Annotated in this window: 14 protein-coding genes and 1 pseudogene; 7 read left to right on the forward strand and 8 right to left on the reverse strand. The window is 71.1% G+C overall.

Annotated features, from left to right (window positions below; all coding sequences use genetic code 11):
• Positions 1-43 precede the first annotated feature (43 nt).
• The 4 genes from iolD to iolC form a co-directional block, all read right to left on the reverse strand.
• Positions 44-1,927 (reverse strand): 3D-(3,5/4)-trihydroxycyclohexane-1,2-dione acylhydrolase (decyclizing), encoded by a 1,884-nt coding sequence (iolD, locus tag HDA41_RS35410; RefSeq protein WP_184991310.1) that lies wholly within the window; start codon positions 1,925-1,927, stop codon positions 44-46.
• A complete protein-coding gene (gene iolB / locus HDA41_RS35415) occupies positions 1,924-2,817 on the reverse strand; it encodes a 5-deoxy-glucuronate isomerase (RefSeq protein ID WP_184991312.1) in 894 nt (297 codons plus the stop codon). Before iolB ends, iolD begins: the two co-directional genes overlap by 4 nt.
• A 70-nt stretch (positions 2,818-2,887) precedes the next feature.
• Positions 2,888-3,766, reverse strand: coding sequence for a Cgl0159 family (beta/alpha)8-fold protein (locus tag HDA41_RS35420; RefSeq protein WP_184991314.1), 879 nt, complete (start codon positions 3,764-3,766; stop codon positions 2,888-2,890).
• 12 nt (positions 3,767-3,778) lie between these two features.
• Positions 3,779-4,756 (reverse strand): 5-dehydro-2-deoxygluconokinase, encoded by a 978-nt coding sequence (gene iolC, locus HDA41_RS35425; protein ID WP_184991316.1) that lies wholly within the window; start codon positions 4,754-4,756, stop codon positions 3,779-3,781.
• A 321-nt stretch (positions 4,757-5,077) separates the two neighbouring features.
• Between iolC and HDA41_RS35430 the strand changes: the two genes are divergently transcribed.
• From HDA41_RS35430 to HDA41_RS35450, 5 genes are read left to right on the forward strand one after another with little or no spacing between them, the layout of a single operon-like run.
• On the forward strand, positions 5,078-6,097 hold the full coding sequence (locus HDA41_RS35430; RefSeq protein WP_184991318.1) for a sugar ABC transporter substrate-binding protein: 1,020 nt from the start codon (positions 5,078-5,080) through the stop codon (positions 6,095-6,097).
• Positions 6,097-7,173 (forward strand): ABC transporter permease, encoded by a 1,077-nt coding sequence (locus HDA41_RS35435; protein WP_184991320.1) that lies wholly within the window; start codon positions 6,097-6,099, stop codon positions 7,171-7,173. Before HDA41_RS35430 ends, HDA41_RS35435 begins: the two co-directional genes overlap by 1 nt.
• A gap of 5 nt (positions 7,174-7,178) precedes the next feature.
• A complete protein-coding gene (locus HDA41_RS35440; protein WP_184991322.1) occupies positions 7,179-8,090 on the forward strand; it encodes an ATP-binding cassette domain-containing protein in 912 nt (303 codons plus the stop codon).
• A gap of 1 nt (position 8,091) precedes the next feature.
• Positions 8,092-8,994: a sugar phosphate isomerase/epimerase family protein gene (locus HDA41_RS35445; RefSeq protein ID WP_184991324.1), complete on the forward strand. Its 903-nt coding sequence runs from the start codon at positions 8,092-8,094 to the stop codon at positions 8,992-8,994.
• An 18-nt stretch (positions 8,995-9,012) separates the two neighbouring features.
• On the forward strand, positions 9,013-10,032 hold the full coding sequence (locus tag HDA41_RS35450; RefSeq protein ID WP_184991326.1) for a Gfo/Idh/MocA family protein: 1,020 nt from the start codon (positions 9,013-9,015) through the stop codon (positions 10,030-10,032).
• Positions 10,033-10,079: 47 nt separating this feature from the next.
• Here the strand turns inward: HDA41_RS35450 and HDA41_RS42875 are convergent.
• The 4 genes and pseudogenes from HDA41_RS42875 to HDA41_RS35475 all read right to left on the reverse strand — a co-directional run bounded on the left by HDA41_RS42875 (position 10,080) and on the right by HDA41_RS35475 (position 13,984).
• A pseudogene (locus tag HDA41_RS42875) lies at positions 10,080-10,991 on the reverse strand (Gfo/Idh/MocA family oxidoreductase).
• Positions 10,988-11,992: a Gfo/Idh/MocA family protein gene (locus tag HDA41_RS35465; RefSeq protein WP_184991328.1), complete on the reverse strand. Its 1,005-nt coding sequence runs from the start codon at positions 11,990-11,992 to the stop codon at positions 10,988-10,990. The pseudogene HDA41_RS42875 and the gene HDA41_RS35465 overlap by 4 nt, the downstream one beginning before the upstream one ends.
• Before the next feature lie 49 nt (positions 11,993-12,041).
• Positions 12,042-12,818 (reverse strand): SDR family oxidoreductase, encoded by a 777-nt coding sequence (locus HDA41_RS35470; RefSeq protein WP_184991330.1) that lies wholly within the window; start codon positions 12,816-12,818, stop codon positions 12,042-12,044.
• 8 nt (positions 12,819-12,826) lie between these two features.
• Entirely contained in the window at positions 12,827-13,984 is a 1,158-nt protein-coding gene (locus tag HDA41_RS35475; RefSeq protein WP_184991332.1) for a phytanoyl-CoA dioxygenase family protein, read from the reverse strand.
• A 108-nt stretch (positions 13,985-14,092) separates the two neighbouring features.
• Here HDA41_RS35475 and HDA41_RS35480 point away from each other — a divergent pair, with 108 nt between their 5' ends.
• Together HDA41_RS35480 and HDA41_RS35485 are read left to right on the forward strand one after the other, a co-directional pair.
• A complete protein-coding gene (locus tag HDA41_RS35480; RefSeq protein WP_184991334.1) occupies positions 14,093-15,121 on the forward strand; it encodes a LacI family DNA-binding transcriptional regulator in 1,029 nt (342 codons plus the stop codon).
• 65 nt (positions 15,122-15,186) lie between these two features.
• The gene (locus tag HDA41_RS35485; RefSeq protein ID WP_184991336.1) at positions 15,187-15,807 is read left to right on the forward strand and encodes a TMEM175 family protein; all 621 of its coding nucleotides are present in this window, start codon (positions 15,187-15,189) and stop codon (positions 15,805-15,807) included.
• The last annotated feature ends 2 nt before the right edge of the window (positions 15,808-15,809 follow it).

The following is a 15,809-nucleotide window of genomic DNA, read 5'->3' on the forward strand; positions in this document are numbered from 1 at the left end:
GAGCCTGGGATCAGCGGGGAGTTCGCGGGGAGTCCGCGGGAGTTCAGAGGTGGCGACGGCGTCCGGCGACCTGCCGGTCGTAGCGCTCGCGGGCCTCGACGGCGGCCTCGCGGGAGGCGGTCTCGGCGACCGGCACGTCCCACCAGGCCTCGGCCGGGGGAGCGGTCGGGGCCGGGTCGGTCTCGACGTACACGCACGTCGGCCGGTCGGATGCCCGGGCCGTGGCCAGCGCCTCGCGCAGCTCGCGCACGGTCTTGGCGCGCAGGACGTCCATGCCGAGGCTCGCCGCGTTGGCGGCCAGGTCGACGGGCAGCGGGGCGCCGGTGAACGTGCCGTCGGCCGCCCGGAAGCGGTAGGCGGTGCCGAACCGCTCGCCGCCGGTCTCCTCCGACAGACCGCCGATGGAGGCGTAGCCGTGGTTCTGGATGAGGACGATGTTGAGCGGCAGGCCCTCCTGGACGGCCGTGACGATCTCCGTCGGCATCATCAGGTAGGTGCCGTCACCGACCAGCGCCCACACCGGCGTGCCGGGGGCGGCCTGCTGGACGCCGATGCCGGCCGGGATCTCGTAGCCCATGCAGGAGTAGCCGTACTCCAGGTGGTACTGGCGCGGGCTGCGGGAGCGCCACAGCTTGTGCAGGTCGCCGGGGAGCGAACCGGCCGCGTTGATCACCACGTCGTCGTCGCCCACGGCCGCGTCCAGCGCGCCGAGCACCTGCGTCTGGGTCGGGACCGCGCTCTCGTCGGCGGCGCGGTAGGCCGCCTCGACGACCTCGTCCCAGCGCTCCTTGCCGGCGCGGTACTCGGCTTCGTAGGAAGCCTCCACGCGGTGACCGGCGAGTGCCTCTCGGAGCAGTTGGAGACCGGACTTCGCGTCGCAGACCAGCGTCCCCGCCGCCAGCTTGTGCGCGTCGAAGCCGGTGATGTTGAGGTTGAGGAACCGCACGCCCGGGTTCTGGAAGAGCGTGCCGGAGGCCGTGGTGAAGTCCGTGTAGCGGGTGCCGACGCCGATGACGAGATCGGCGGTGCGGGCGAGGTCGTCGCTGACGGCCGTGCCGGTGTGGCCGATGCCGCCGAGGTCGGCGGGGTGGTCGTGGCGCAGTGACCCCTTGCCCGCCTGGGTCGAGGCGACCGGGATGCCGGTGGCGTCCACGAGCTCCTTCAGCGCGGCCTCGGCCTCGCTGTGGTGGACGCCGCCGCCCGCCACGATCAGCGGCCGCTCGGCCGACCGGATCGCCTCGACGGCCGCCGTCAGCTCCACCGGGTCCGGCGCGGGACGCCGTACGTACCAGACGCGCTCGGCGAAGAACTCCTCCGGCCAGTCGTACGCCTCCGCCTGCACGTCCTGGGGGAGGGCCAGGGTGACGGCGCCGGTCTCGGCCGGGTCGGCGAGCACGCGCATCGCCTGGAGCGCCGAGGGGATCAGCGCCTCGGGGCGGGTGATCCGGTCGAAGTACCTGGACACCGGGCGCAGGGTGTCGTTGACCGACACGTCGGCCTCGACCGGGTGCTCCAGCTGCTGGAGCAGCGGGTCGGCCGAGTGCGTGGCGAAGTAGTCGCCGGGCAGGAGCAGCACCGGCAGCCGGTTGATCGTCGCCAGGGCCGCGCCGGTGACCAGGTTGGTGGCGCCCGGGCCGATCGAGGTCGTCACCGCCTGCGCGGACAGGCGGTTGAGCTGCCGGGCGTAGCCGACCGCCGCGTGCACCATGGACTGCTCGTTGCGGCCCTGGTGGAACGGCATGACGGCGCCTGGCCCGATGCCTGCCTCCATCAGCGCCTGGCCGACACCGGCCACGTTGCCGTGGCCGAAGATGCCCCAGGTCCCGGCGATCAGCCGGCGTCGCACGCCGTCCCGCTCGGTGTACTGGGCGGACAGGAACCGCACCAGGGCCTGGGCGGTCGTCAGTCGGCGGGTGGGGGCGCTCATGCGGAGGTCTCCGGGGCGGTGTAGAGGGGGAGCCGGGGGTCGACCGGCTGGTCCGGCCAGGTGTCGCGGACCCAGGCGTGGTCGGGGTGGTCGCAGATCAGCCAGGCGCGCTCGGCCTCGGGGCCCGCCATGACGTTGAGGTAGTACATGTGGTGGCCGGGCGTGGCCATCGACGGCCCGTGCCAGCCGTCCGGGATCAGGACGACGTCGCCGTCGCGGACCTCCGCGAGCACGTCGGTGTCGCGGCCCGGGCCGGACGGGGAGACGCGCTGGTAGCCGAGGCCGGGGATGCCGTCGTGGCCCGCGAACTCGAAGTAGTAGATCTCCTCCAGCACGGACTCCTCGCCCGGCCGGTGCTCGTCGTGCTTGTGCGGCGGGAACGACGACCAGTTGCCGCCCGGGGTGATCACCTCGACCGCGATGAGTTTGTCGCACTCGAAGACCCCGGCCGCGCCGAAGTTGTTGACCTGCCGGGAGCAGTTGCCGGTGCCCCGCAGCTCCACGGGCACCTCGGAGGCCGGGCCGTAGCGGGCGGGCAGCCGACGGGTGCAGCGCGCGCCGGTCAGCGCGAACCGCCCGCCGGCGGCGGACGTCACCGTCGCCCGGGCGTCGCGCGGCACGTACGCGAAGTCGCTGACGCCGCTGAAGACGTCCCGGCGGCCCTGGAGCTCGAAGGTCTCCTGGCCGAAGTCGTCGGTCGCGGCGACCGTGCAGCCGCCGCTCAGCGGGACGACGATCCACTCGCTGTCGCCGGAATCGAAGGAGTGCCTGCCGCCCGGCGGCAGCTCCAGGATCCGCAGGCTGGAGTAACCCCAGCCGGCCTTCTCGGGCGTGACGTCGACGATGTAGGGGCCGCCGAGGGCCTTACCGGCGGGAAGGTGATACGTCATCGTGTGCCTTTCGGATCACAGCGGGTGCTCGCAGCAGGTGCCTCTTGCATCACAGCAGGTGCCTCCTGCTTCACAACAGGCCGACGGCGGTGTCCACCGCCTGTTCCACGCTGCCCTCGGCCGGGTAGAGCAGCGAGCGCCCGACCACCAGACCCTGCACGGTGGGCAGGCGCAGGGCCTTGCGCCAGCGTTCGTAGGCGCCCTCCTGGTCGCCGCCGACCTCGCCGCCGAGCAGCACGACGGGGAGTGTGGAGGTCTCCAGGACCTGGGCCATGTCGTCCGGGTCGTCGGTGACGGGCAGCTTCAGCCAGGTGTAGGCGGAGGTGCCGCCCAGCCCCGAGGCGATCGCGATGGACCGGGTGACGGCTTCGGCGGACAGGTCGTTGCGCACCTTGCCGTCGACCCGCCGGGAGATGAACGGCTCGACGAACAGGGGGAGTTGCATCGCCGCCATGGCGTCGATCGCCCGGGCGGTGGACTCCAGGGTGGTGAGCGAGCCCGGGTCGTCGTAGTCGATGCGGACCAGGAGCTTGGCCGCGTCGAAGCGGAGCCGGGCGATGTCCTCGGCGCGGTGGCCGGTGAAGCGGTCGTCCATCTCGAACGTGGCGCCGGCGAGGCCGCCGCGGTTCATCGAGCCCATCACGACCTTGTTCTCCAGCACCCCGAGCAGGAGCAGGTCCTCCAGGATGTCGGCGGTGGCGAGCACCCCGTCGACCCCGGGCCTCGACAGCGCGACGCAGAGCCGTTCCAGCAGATCGGCGCGGTCGGCCATGGCCAGGCGCCGGTCGCCGACCGCGAGGGCGCCGCGCGCCGGGTGGTCGGCGGCCACGATCATCAGCCGGCCGCTGTCGCCGATCAGCGGGCGGCGCACCCGGCGGGCCGCCGCCTCGGCGACGGCCTCGGGATTGCGGGCCCGGACCGTGGTGAGGTCGGGGATGCCGATGTTCAATGCAGGCTCCGTTCAGTGACTCGTGCTCGGCGACGACGCCCCGGCGAGGAGGTCCTCGATCTCGGACTCGGCGGGCATCGCGGAGGAGCAGGCGAGGCGTGAGGCGACGAGGGCGCCGGCGGCGTTGGCGTGCCGCATGGTCTTCTCCAGGTCCCACCCGGCGAGCAGGCCGTGGCAGAGGGAACCGCCGAAGGCGTCGCCCGCGCCCAGGCCGTTGACCACCTCGACCGGCACCGGCGGCACCTCGGCCCGGGTGCCGTCGCGGTGCACGGCCAGGACGCCCTTGGGGCCCTGCTTGACGACGGCCAGTTCCACGCCCGCCTCCAGCAGCGCGTCGGCGCAGGCCTGCGGCTCGCGCACACCGGTGGCGATCTCGCACTCGTCGAGGTTGCCGACCGCGACGGTGGCGTGGCGCAGCGCCTCGCGGTAGTACGGGCGGGCCTCCTCGGGGTCGGCCCAGAACATCGGCCGCCAGTCGAGGTCGAAGACGGTGATGCCCGCCTTGTCGCGGGCCTTGAGGGCGGCGAGCGTGGCGGAGCGGCTCGGCTCCTCGCTCAGGCCGGTCCCGGTGATCCAGAAGATCCTCGCCCCGCGGATCGCGAAGAAGTCCAGCTCGTCGGTGTGGATCTCCAGGTCGGGGGCCTTGGGGCGGCGGTAGAAGTACAGGGGGAAGTCGTCCGGCGGGAAGATCTCGCAGAACGTGATCGGCGTCGGGTGGGCGTCGACCGGGGTGACCCAGCGGTCGTCGACGCCGAAGGACCTCAGCTCCTCGTGCAGATAGGTGCCGAAGGGGTCGTTGCCGGTCCGGGTGATCAGCGCCGTACGGCGCCCGAGGCGTGCCGCGGCGACCGCCACATTGGCCGCCGAACCTCCAAGGAATTTCCCGAACGTCTCCACCTGGGGCAGCGGGACGCCGGTCTGGAGGGGATAGAGGTCGACCCCGATGCGGCCCATCGTGATCAAGTCGAAATACTGGGCTGGCCCGGCCATGCGCGACCTCCTCGGGAAGCTGGGGATGCGGGTCCGGAGCCGCCCTGACACCGTGGGGCGTGGGTGACCTGGGACCTGCCGCTCAACAGGTGTAGGTGCCGGAGCAGGGCCCTGTCAATAGTTTGTACTTACATTCGGACCTGCTTGTGAAATGATGTCTTAACAAAGTATTGACAGCGGGCGCGGCAGGGACTTGTATCCCGTGGCATCGCAACAGTCTGTTTGCGGCATCATGATCCGGACTCCGTAAGGCTCCGGGACCACGGATCCCTCGTGATCCCCTCCTTTCCCCCGCAGTAGCACAGTGAGGTGCCAGGAAAGATGGACCGCTCTTCTCACCCCCGCTCCCGTAGGTTCGCGCCGGTTGTCGCCGTTGCCGCGGCAGCGGCCCTGACCCTCGCCGGCTGCTCCAGCAGTTCCGGGGGCAAGAAGTCCGAGGAAGGCGCCGCCAACGCCTCCGCCGGCAAGGCGACCACGCCCCGCATGACCGTCGCCCTCGTCACCCACCAGGCGCCCGGCGACACCTTCTGGGACACCGTCCGCAAGGGTGCCGAGGCCGCCGCCGCCAAGGACAACATCAAGCTCGTCTACTCCGCCGACCCGAACGCGGGCAACCAGGCCAACCTGGTCCAGAACGCGATCGACCAGAAGGTCGACGGCATCGCCGTCACCCTCGCCAAGCCGGACGCCCTCAAGGGCGTCATAGGCAAGGCCGAGAAGTCCGGCATACCCGTGGTCGGACTCAACTCCGGCCTGAGCGACTGGAAGAAGCTCAACCTGCTGGAGTTCTTCGGCCAGGACGAGTCCGTCGCCGGCGAGGCCTTCGGCAAGAAGCTGAACGAGGTCGGCGCCAAGAAGGTCCTCTGCGTCATGCAGGAGCAGGGCAACGTCGGCCTCACCCAGCGCTGCGACGGCGTGGCCAAGACCTTCGAGGGCAAGGTCGACCCGCAGAACGTCAACGGCACCGACATGCCGTCCGTGAAGTCGACGATCACCGCCAAGCTGAAGCAGGACCCGTCCATCGACTACGTCGTCACCCTCGGCGCCCCCTTCGCGCTGACCGCGGTGCAGTCGGTCTCCGACGCCGGCAGCAAGGCGAAGATCGCCACCTTCGACCTGAACAAGGACCTGATCAAGTCCATCAAGGCCGGCGACATCCAGTTCGCCGTCGACCAGCAGCCCTACCTCCAGGGCTACCTGGCCGTCGACGGCCTGTGGCTCTACAAGAACAACGGCAACTACAGCGGCGGCGGCGAGCAGCCCGTGCTGACCGGCCCGGCCTTCGTCGACAAGTCCAACGTCGACAAGATCGGGGAGTTCGCCGCGAAGGGCACCCGGTGATGAGCATGACCCAGCAGGCCACGCCGGCGGTGGACACACCGCCGGCCCCCGGCCCCAAGCAGTCCGACGGCCGGACACGGCAGCGCCCGCCGGCGCTGCGGCTGCTGGCCAGGCCCGAGGTCGGCGTCTTCCTCGGCGCCGTCGCCGTGCTCGTGTTCTTCCTGTTCGCGGCACCGCCGGTGCGCGACGGCAGCTCGATGGCCAACATCCTGTACCAGTCGTCGACCATCGGGATCATGGCGCTGCCCGTGGCCCTGCTGATGATCGGCGGCGAGTTCGACCTGTCGGCCGGTGTCGCCGTGATCACCTCGGCGCTGACCGCGTCGATGCTCAGCTACCAGCTGACCATGAACGTCTGGGTCGGCGTGATCGTCGCCCTCCTGGTGTCGCTCGCCATCGGGGCGTTCAACGGCTGGCTGCTGGTCAAGACCGGGTTGCCCAGCTTCCTGGTCACCCTCGGCACCTTCCTGATCCTCCAGGGCGTGAACCTCGCCGTGACCAAGCTGGTCACCGGCAACGTCGCCACCGACGACATCAGCGACATGGACGGTTTCTCCCAGGCGCAGAAGCTCTTCGCCTCGACGTTCACCGTCGGCGGGGTCAACGTCAAGATCACCGTCGTGTGGTGGCTGGTCTTCGCGGCCCTGGCCACCTGGGTGCTGCTGCGCACCAAGTACGGCAACTGGATCTTCGCGGTCGGCGGCAACAAGCACTCCGCCCGGGCCGTCGGTGTCCCGGTGACCTTCACCAAGATCTCCCTGTTCATGCTGGTCGGCTTCGGCGCCTGGTTCGTCGGCATGCACCAGCTGTTCTCCTTCAACACCGTGCAGTCCGGCGAGGGCGTGGGCCAGGAGCTCATCTACATCGCCGCGGCCGTCATCGGCGGCTGTCTGCTCACCGGTGGCTACGGCTCCGCGATCGGCCCGGTCTTCGGTGCCTTCATGTTCGGCATGGTGCAGCAGGGCATCGTCTACGCCGGCTGGAACCCGGACTGGTTCAAGGCCTTCCTCGGCGTGATGCTCCTCGGCGCCGTCCTCATCAATCTGTGGGTCCAGCGCACGGCGACCCGGAGGTGACCGCAATGACCAGCAACGAAACCGGCACCCACGGTGCCGTCCTGATGGACACCCCGCCCGAAGGGGACCGCCCCCTCGTCGAACTGCGCGGCGCCGGCAAGTCCTACGGCAACATCCGCGCCCTGCACGGCGTCGACCTGAAGGTCTTCCCCAACCAGGTCACCTGCGTCCTCGGCGACAACGGCGCCGGCAAGTCAACCCTCATCAAGATCGTCTCGGGTCTGCACCAGCACACCGAGGGCGAGTTCCTCGTCGACGGCGAACCGGTGCGCTTCTCCACCCCGCGCGAGGCGCTCGACAAGGGCATCGCCACGGTGTACCAGGACCTCGCCGTCGTCCCGCTGATGCCGGTGTGGCGCAACTTCTTCCTCGGCTCCGAGATGACCAAGGGCCCCTGGCCGGTCCGCCGTCTCGACATCGAGAGGATGAAGAAGACCGCCGACGAGGAACTGCGCAACATGGGCATCGTCCTCGACGACATGGAGCAGCCCATCGGCACGCTCTCCGGCGGCCAGCGCCAGTGCGTCGCGATCGCCCGCGCCGTCTACTTCGGCGCCCGCGTCCTCATCCTGGACGAGCCGACCGCCGCCCTCGGCGTCAAGCAGTCCGGTGTGGTGCTGAAGTACATCGCCGCCGCCCGCGAGAAGGGCCTCGGCGTCATCTTCATCACCCACAACCCGCACCACGCCTACATGGTCGGCGACCACTTCAGCGTGCTGCGCCTCGGCACCATGGAACTGTCCGCCTCCCGCAGCGAGGTCAGCCTCGAGGAGCTGACCAACCACATGGCCGGCGGCACCGAACTGGCCTCTCTCAAGCACGAGTTGGCCCAGGTTCGCGGCGTTGACGTCGAGGAGCTCCCCGAAGAGGGAGACCTCACCGCCCCCGTAGCCACGTCTTCGGAAGGAAAGTCCTGACATGGCCCTCGCACTCGACCGCATCCGGGTCGGCTCCGCCCCCGACTCCTGGGGCGTCTGGTTCCCCGACGACCCCCAGCAGGTGCCCTGGGAACGCTTCCTCGACGAGGTCACCGAAGCCGGCTACTCGTGGATCGAACTCGGCCCGTACGGCTACCTGCCGACCGACCCGGCCCGGCTCACCGACGAGGTGACCAAGCGGAACCTGAAGGTCTCCGCCGGCACGATCTTCTGCGGCCTGCACCGCGGCCCCTCCGAGTGGGACTCCACCTGGGAGCAGGTCAGCCGGGTCGCCGCCCTCACCCAGGCCATGGACGCGAAGCACCTGGTCGTCATCCCGTCCTTCTGGCGGGACGACAAGACCGCCGAGATCCTGGAGCCGCCGGAGCTCACCACCGAGCAGTGGCGCAACCTCACCACGGGCATGGAGCGCCTCGGCCGCGAGGTGAAGGACACGTACGGCCTGGACATCGTCGTCCACCCGCACGCCGACACCCACATCGACACCGAGGAGCACGTCGAGCAGTTCCTCGACTCCACCGACTCCGACGCGGTCAACCTCTGCCTGGACACCGGGCACTACGCCTACTGCGGCGGCGACAGCGTCAAGCTGATCGAGACGTACGGCGAGCGCATCGGCTATCTGCACCTCAAGCAGGTCGACCCGGACATCCTCGCCGACGTGGTCAAGAACGAGATGCCGTTCGGCCCCGCCGTGGCGCGCGGAGTCATGTGCGAACCGCCCGCCGGTGTACCCGAGTTGGGACCGGTCCTCACGGCCGCACAGAAGCTGGGCGTGGACCTGTTCGCCATCGTCGAGCAGGACATGTATCCCTGCGAGCCGGACAAGCCGCTGCCGATCGCGGTACGCACCCGCAAGTTCCTGAGGTCCTGCGGCGCCTGACGATCCGAAAGGACGGCCATGACTGAGCGCGCCACCCTGGGAGTCGCGGTCATCGGTACCGGAAGAATGGGCGCCGACCATGTGCGCCGCCTCCACGAAGTCACCAGCGGAGCACGGGTGGTGGCCGTCGCGGACGTCGACGCGGAGCGCGCGAAGGCCGTCGCCGCCCGCGTCGACGGATGCACCGCCCACACCGACCCGGCCGCCGCGCTGGCGGCCGCCGACGTCGACGCCGTCCTGATCGCCTCCCCGGGCCCGGCCCACGAGGCCACCCTGCTCGCGGCCTTCGAGCGCGACCTGCCCGTCCTGTGCGAGAAGCCGCTCACCCCCGACGCGGCCTCCGCCCTGCGCGTCCTCCAAGCCGAACTGCGCCTCGGCCACCGCCGGGTCCAGGTCGGCTTCATGCGCCGCTACGACCCCGAGTACGCGAAGCTGAGGGCCCTGCTGACGACGGGGCAGCTGGGCCGTCCGCTGATGCTGCACAACCGGCACCGCAACGTGGCCAGTCCACCCTTCTTCACCAGCTCCATGCTCATCAGCGACTCCGTCGCCCACGAGGCGGACGTGACCCGCTGGTTGCTGGACCACGAGATCACGGCGGTCACGGTGCTGCGCCCGGCCCCGTCCGCCAACGCCCCCGACGGGCTGCGCGATCCGCAGTTCGTCGTCTTCGAGACCGACGGCGGCGCCCTGTCCGACGTGGAGATCTTCGTCAACTGCGGCTTCGGCTACCAGGTGCAGGCGGAGGTGGTCTGCGAACGCGGCACCGCCCGCATCGGCGACGGCCACGCCCTGGTCACCAACATGGCCGGCCGCTGGGGCGGCACCATCGCCCAGGACTGGACCGAACGCTTCGAGACGGCCTACGACCGTCAGATCCAGACCTGGGTCGACGCCACCCGCCGCGGCGAGGTCACCGGCCCGAGCGTCTGGGACGGCTATGCCGCCGCCGCGGTGTGCGAGGCGGGGGTACGGGCGCTGGAGGACGGCGGCCGGGTCGAGGTCGAACTGGTCGAGAAGCCCGCGCTGTACGCGTGAACGCGCCGAGCAAGCCGGGCCGGTGCCCCGACCCGCTCGGCGTGTTCTCAGATCCTGGTACGGGGCCGGGGCTCGAACCCGGCCGCCCGGCAGCAGTCGTCGATGAGCGCCATCGTCGTCACCGCGTCGTCCGCGTCCAGCGGCAGCGCCGCACCGTCTCGCACCCGGGCGGCGAACGCCTCCAGCTGGTACGTGTACGACGAGCGGGTCCCGAGGTGTTCCGTGCGCTCGCCCTCGGGGATGCGCACCACGATCCGGTCGGCCATCTGGGGCAGCACGAAGTTCGGGGCCGTCGCCTCACCCCGGGAGTCGGTGATCCGGATGCTCATGTCCAGCCCCTCGTACGCCATGTGGCAGCGGGCCGAACCGGTAGCGCCGCCGGGGAACTCCAGGTCGGCGTCCAGCCACTCGTCGACCCCGGGCGCACCTGCACGCTCCCCGCCCCGCGCCCCGGCCAGGCGGGGAGGGCCGCCCGCCCCGGGGGCGAGCATCCTGGCGCCCGGGCGACATCGGACACCCTCCTCGGTGAGACCGTGTGCCCCACCGAGCAGCGTCCGGAGGAACACGTCACGAGGGCTGGCGGCTTCTCCCGTTCAGCACCAGGACGTGAAGGCGATTGACCCACTCCCTGAGCGACGCTCAGGTCCGCTGGTCAATCAGAGACGCTGTAGCAGCCCAGGATTAGCAGGGCGCCGTAGGCCAGCGACCCGTGTGGGGCCGCTGACCAGCGGGTTGTAGACGACGTCGACCTCGGGATCGGCCACCAGCTCGGCGTACGAACCCGCCACCCGCTCCACGCCGTGCTCGGTGGCGAACGCCTCGGCTCGGGCGCGGTCGCGGGCGGCCACCGCGACGAGGCGGTGGCCGGTCGCCCGGGCCGGGGCGATCAGGGACCGCTCGGTGATCCGCGCGGCTCCCAGCACTCCTATGCGCAGGAGTTCCCGGCCCTTCTCGCTCATGCCTGCCGTACCTCCTCGATCGTCACGGGACGGTGCTCGTGCAGCGACAGGGTGCACGCCTCGGCGATCCAGCCCGCCTCCAGGGCGTCCTCGATCGTGCAGGGGGAGGGGCGGGTGCCGGCGACGACCTCGGTGAACGCGGTCAGTTCGGCGCGGTAGGCCTCGGTGAAGCGGTCCATGAAGAAGTCGTGCGGGGTGCCCGCCGGGAAGGTCACGCCCGGCTCGACCGAGCGCAGCGGCAGCTTGTCCTCCAGGCCGACGGCGATGGAGTCCGTGAAGCCGTGGATCTCCATGCGGACGTCGTAACCGCGGGCGTTGTGGCGGGAGTTGGAGACCACCGCGATGGTGCCGTCGTCCAGGGTGAGGATCGCGCCGGTGGTGTCGGCGTCACCGGCCTCCTTGATGAAGTCGGCACCGCGGTTGCCGCCCACGGCGTACACCTCGGTCACCTCGCGGCCGGTCACCCAGCGGATGATGTCGAAGTCGTGCACCGAGCAGTCGCGGAAGATGCCGCCGGAGGCGGCGATGTACGCGGCGGGCGGCGGCGCCGGGTCGAGCGTGGTCGAGCGGACCGTGTGCAGCGTGCCGAGCTCGCCGCTCTGTACGGCGGCGCGGGCGTTGACGAACCCGGTGTCGAAGCGGCGGTTGTAGCCGATCTGGATCGGCACGTCCTTGCCCTGGACGGCCTTCAGCACCTCGACGCCCTCGCTCATGGTCTTGGCCACGGGCTTCTCGCAGAAGACGGGGATGCCGGCCTCGACCCCGGCCAGGATCAGCGCGGGATGGGCGTCCGTCGCGGCCGCGACGACGATGCCGTCCACGCCGGCGGCCAGCAGGGCCTCCGGCGAGTCCACGACCTCGGCGCCGAACCGCTCGGCGGCGGCCTTGGCGGCGTCCGCGAACGGGTCGGTGACCACGAGGGACTCGACGGCGTCGAGCCCGGACAGGGTCTCGGCGTGAAAGGCGCCGATGCGGCCGAGGCCGAGGATTCCGATACGCATGGGGGTGTTCGCTCCTAGAGTGCGGGTCTTGCAAAGGGGGAGGGGAGGGCTAGTCGAGTCCGCCCAGCACGTTCTGATCCCAATCGACAACCGACCCGGTGACCACCCCGGACCGCTCCGACAGCAGGAACACAACAAAGTCGGCGATCTCGTCCGGCTGGCCCAGCTTGCCCATCGGCAGCTTCGCGGCGGCCTCCTCACGCCAGTCGTCCCCGGCGCCGTGGAAGGCGCGCTGTGTCGCGTCCTCACCCTCCGTCGCCGTCCAGCCGATGTTCAGCCCGTTGATCCGGATCCGGTCCCACCGGTGCGCGTGCGCGGCGTTGCGGGTCAGGCCGATCAGCCCGGCCTTGGCGGCGACGTACGGCGCCAGGAACGGCTGCCCGCCGTGCGCCGACGAGGTGATGATGTTGACGATCGTGCCGGGTGCCTGACGCGCGACCATGTCCGCGACCGCCGCCTGCATGGCGAAGAACGGCCCCTTGAGGTTGATCGCGATGTGCTGGTCGAACAGTTCGGGCGTGGTGTCCAGCAGCGTCCCCCGGGAGGTCAGCCCGGCGGAGTTCACGAGGCAGTCGACACGGCCGTACGTCTCCACGACTCGGGCCACGGAGGCCTTCGCCTGCCCGGCGTCCGACAGGTCGGCCCGGACGAACACGGCCTTGCCGCCCGCGGCGGTCAGCTCCGCCACCAGGGCCTCGCCGGGCCCGGGGCGCCGCCCGGTGACGGCCACGACCGCTCCCTCGCGGACGGCGGCCCGCGCGATGGAGGCGCCGACACCCTGGCTGCCGCCGTTGACCAGGACGACCTTGTCGTCGAGAAGTCCCATGAGATTCCTCAGCTCTCTCGCCGTGCGGTACCGGCCCGCAGCTCCGCGCGGAGCGCCTCCGGCGTCCATTCCTCGTACAGGGCCCGCCGTACGAGATCCGCCTGCGAGGACGGGGCCAGGCCGTCGACCGGCGGGTCGCTGTCGAGGTTGGTGGGGAAGGGGTAGCCCTCGGCGCTCGCCGCGATGACGTTGGCCAGCCACGCGTCGCTCGCGCCCTCGGCCTTCCGCTTCAGCAGCACGGGGTACACCGCGTTGGTCACGGCCTCCCGGTCCACCGTCTCCATCGCGCGCCCGAACGCGGACGACACCTGCAACAGGTTGGCCATGCGCCGGATGTCCGGCGAGCGGTTGGTGCCGGCGGCGTGGAAGAGGGCCGGGTTGAAGAAGACCGCGTCGCCTTTCGCGAGCGGCAGCTGCACCTGGTGCGCGTCGAAGTACGCCCGGAACTCCGGGAGCCGCCAGGCGAGATAGCCCGGCCCGTACTTCTGCGAGTGCGGCAGATACATCGTCGGCCCCGACTCCACCGGCATGTCGCAGTGCGCGACCGCGCCCTGGAGGGTCAGGACCGGGGAGAGGCGGTGCACGTGCCCGGGGTAGGCGGCGGCGACCTCGTTGGAGAGGAAGCCCAGATGGTAGTCGCGATGCGCGGTCTGGGCGGCGCCGCCCGGGTTGACCACGTTGAGCTGCGAGGTGACCTGGTAGCCGGGGCCCAGCCAGGCCGTCGCCACCAGGGCGAGGACGTCGTTGGCGTAGTAGTCGGCGAACGCCTCCGCGTCGTACAGGGCCGCCTTCTCCAGCGCGTTCCACACCCGGTCGTTGGCGCCCGGCTTCGCGAAGTGGTCACCGGCCGTCGCGCCCGAGGCCCGCTGCTCGGCGATCAGGGCGTCGAACACGGCGGTGGCCCGGTCCACGACCGCCGGGTCGGGAAAGGCACCCCGGAAGACGACGATGCCGGGCCCCTCGGCGAGCGCGCGCACCAGCTCGGCCTGGACCACCCGGTCGCCTTCGAGCAGGCCGGTGTCGTAGACCGGCACGTTCCGCTCCACGGCCGAGGCGTGCGGATAGTCGGCGGGGTCCGTCGCCCGTTCGACCAGCGCGCGGAACGCGTCGAGATCGCAGTCCTGCTCGGACAGCCAGACGCGGGGGTGTACGGAAGTGAAGGACATCGTCGTCCCTTCGGGGTCACGGAGCGACGGAGCCCTGTCATTCTTGTCAGTACAAACCCCTCGAACAACCAGCAGGCAGCCATCAAAAACCCCTCAAGGAGCCGGCGCATGGGCCACCCGTTCCCGATCCGGGAGATCGCACGTCAGGCGGGCCTGAGCGAGGCGACCGTCGACCGGGTCCTCAACGGCCGGGGCGGGGTCCGGGAGAGCACCGCGCGGGAGGTGCACCGGGCGATAGCCGACCTGGACCGGCAGCGCACGCAGGTCCGGCTCGTGGGCCGGACGTTCATGGTCGACATCGTGATGCAGGCGCCCGAGCGTTTCACCACCGCGATCCGCGCCGCCCTGGAGGCCGAGCTGCCGTCCCTTCACCCGGCGGTGCTGCGCTCCCGCTTCCACTTCCGCGAGACGGGCCCGGTCGGGGAACTGGTGCGGACCCTGGACCGGATCGCCCGGCGCGGCTCGCAGGGCGTGATCCTCAAGGCCCCGGACGTCCCCGAGGTCACCGCCGCCGTCGGCCGCCTCGAAGCCGCCGGCATCCCGGTCGTGACCCTGGTGACCGACCTGCCCGCCAGCGCCCGCCTCGCCTACGTCGGCATCGACGACCGGGCGGCGGGCGCGACGGCCGCGTATCTGACGGGCCAGTGGCTGGGGGAGCGCCCGGGCAACATCCTCACCAGCCTCAGCAGCGGCTTCTTCCGCAACGAGGAGGAGCGCGAGATGGGATTCCGCAGCGCCATGCGAGCCCGGCACCCCGAGCGCACCCTGGTCGAGATCGCCGAGGGGCAGGGGCTGGACGCCACCCAGTACGACCTCGTCCGGGCCGCGCTGGAACGCGACCCGGACATCCGCGCGGTGTACTCGATCGGCGGCGGCAACATCGCCACGCTGAAGGCCTTCGACGACCTCGGCCGCGAGTGCGCCGTGTTCGTCGCGCACGACCTCGACCACGACAACACCCGGCTGCTGCGCGCGCACCGCCTGTCCGCCGTGCTCCACCACGACCTGCGCCAGGACGTGCGCGAGGCCTGTCATGTCGTCATGCGGGCGCACGGGGCCCTGCCGGCCGCGGGGCCGACCCTGCCCTCGGCGATCCAGGTGGTGACGCCGTACAACATGCCCACGCCCGTACGGTGACACCGGCGGTGCCGCCCTGGCGTGTATCCCCGCTCGGCACCACCCGGCTGCCTACCGTCGTGCGCATGCGGAAATCGACCCCGGACGGCCCGCCCGACCGACTGCTGGCACTCTCCGACGGGGTGTTCGCCATCGCCATCACCCTGCTGGTCCTGGACCTTTCCGTGCCCCGCGGGCTCGACACCGCGGAGTACCACCGCGCTCTGCGCGAGCTTCTCCCGGACCTGGGGGCCTACGCACTCAGCGTGGTGGTGCTGGCCGGTTTCTGGCGCGATCACCGCCGGATCTTCCGCTCCGTCCGGCAGGTCGACGGACAGGTGATCTCGCTGACCGTGCTCGGCCTGGGCGTGGCGGCTCTGCTGCCCTTCCCCACCAGGCTGATCTCGGACTACGGCGGCGAACCCGCCTCGGTCGCCATCTATGCGGCGGCCGTCGCGGCGCTCGGCGCCAGCCACCTCTCGCTGGCCACCGTGCTCGCGGTCCGCCCCTGGCTGCGCGGCGGCGCGGTGCCGGAAGAAGGCTTCCGGCTCTACGGCCTCGACATGGCCACGACGGTGGCGGTCTTCCTCGTCACCATCCCGCTGGCTCTGACGATCGGGGTCGCGGCCATGTGGTGGTGGCTCGTCCTCTTCCCGGCCAAATACGCACTCACCCGATGGGTCCGCAAGCCCTCCGCGGGCCGCTGACC

Source organism: Streptomyces caelestis, from assembly GCF_014205255.1.
In the GTDB taxonomy this organism is placed as follows: domain Bacteria; phylum Actinomycetota; class Actinomycetes; order Streptomycetales; family Streptomycetaceae; genus Streptomyces; species Streptomyces caelestis.

Bases quoted from the DNA above. Each gene is read 5' to 3' on its own strand.
- iolD (WP_184991310.1), bottom strand. From the start codon at position 1,927: ATGAGCGCCCCCACCCGCCGACTGACGACCGCCCAGGCCCTGGTGCGG.
- iolB (WP_184991312.1), bottom strand. From the start codon at position 2,817: ATGACGTATCACCTTCCCGCCGGTAAGGCCCTCGGCGGCCCCTACATC.
- iolC (WP_184991316.1), bottom strand. From the start codon at position 4,756: ATGGCCGGGCCAGCCCAGTATTTCGACTTGATCACGATGGGCCGCATC.
- HDA41_RS35430 (WP_184991318.1), top strand. From the start codon at position 5,078: ATGGACCGCTCTTCTCACCCCCGCTCCCGTAGGTTCGCGCCGGTTGTC.
- HDA41_RS35435 (WP_184991320.1), top strand. From the start codon at position 6,097: ATGAGCATGACCCAGCAGGCCACGCCGGCGGTGGACACACCGCCGGCC.
- HDA41_RS35440 (WP_184991322.1), top strand. From the start codon at position 7,179: ATGACCAGCAACGAAACCGGCACCCACGGTGCCGTCCTGATGGACACC.
- HDA41_RS35445 (WP_184991324.1), top strand. From the start codon at position 8,092: ATGGCCCTCGCACTCGACCGCATCCGGGTCGGCTCCGCCCCCGACTCC.
- HDA41_RS35450 (WP_184991326.1), top strand. From the start codon at position 9,013: ATGACTGAGCGCGCCACCCTGGGAGTCGCGGTCATCGGTACCGGAAGA.
- HDA41_RS35465 (WP_184991328.1), bottom strand. From the start codon at position 11,992: ATGCGTATCGGAATCCTCGGCCTCGGCCGCATCGGCGCCTTTCACGCC.
- HDA41_RS35470 (WP_184991330.1), bottom strand. From the start codon at position 12,818: ATGGGACTTCTCGACGACAAGGTCGTCCTGGTCAACGGCGGCAGCCAG.
- HDA41_RS35475 (WP_184991332.1), bottom strand. From the start codon at position 13,984: ATGTCCTTCACTTCCGTACACCCCCGCGTCTGGCTGTCCGAGCAGGAC.
- HDA41_RS35480 (WP_184991334.1), top strand. From the start codon at position 14,093: ATGGGCCACCCGTTCCCGATCCGGGAGATCGCACGTCAGGCGGGCCTG.
- HDA41_RS35485 (WP_184991336.1), top strand. From the start codon at position 15,187: ATGCGGAAATCGACCCCGGACGGCCCGCCCGACCGACTGCTGGCACTC.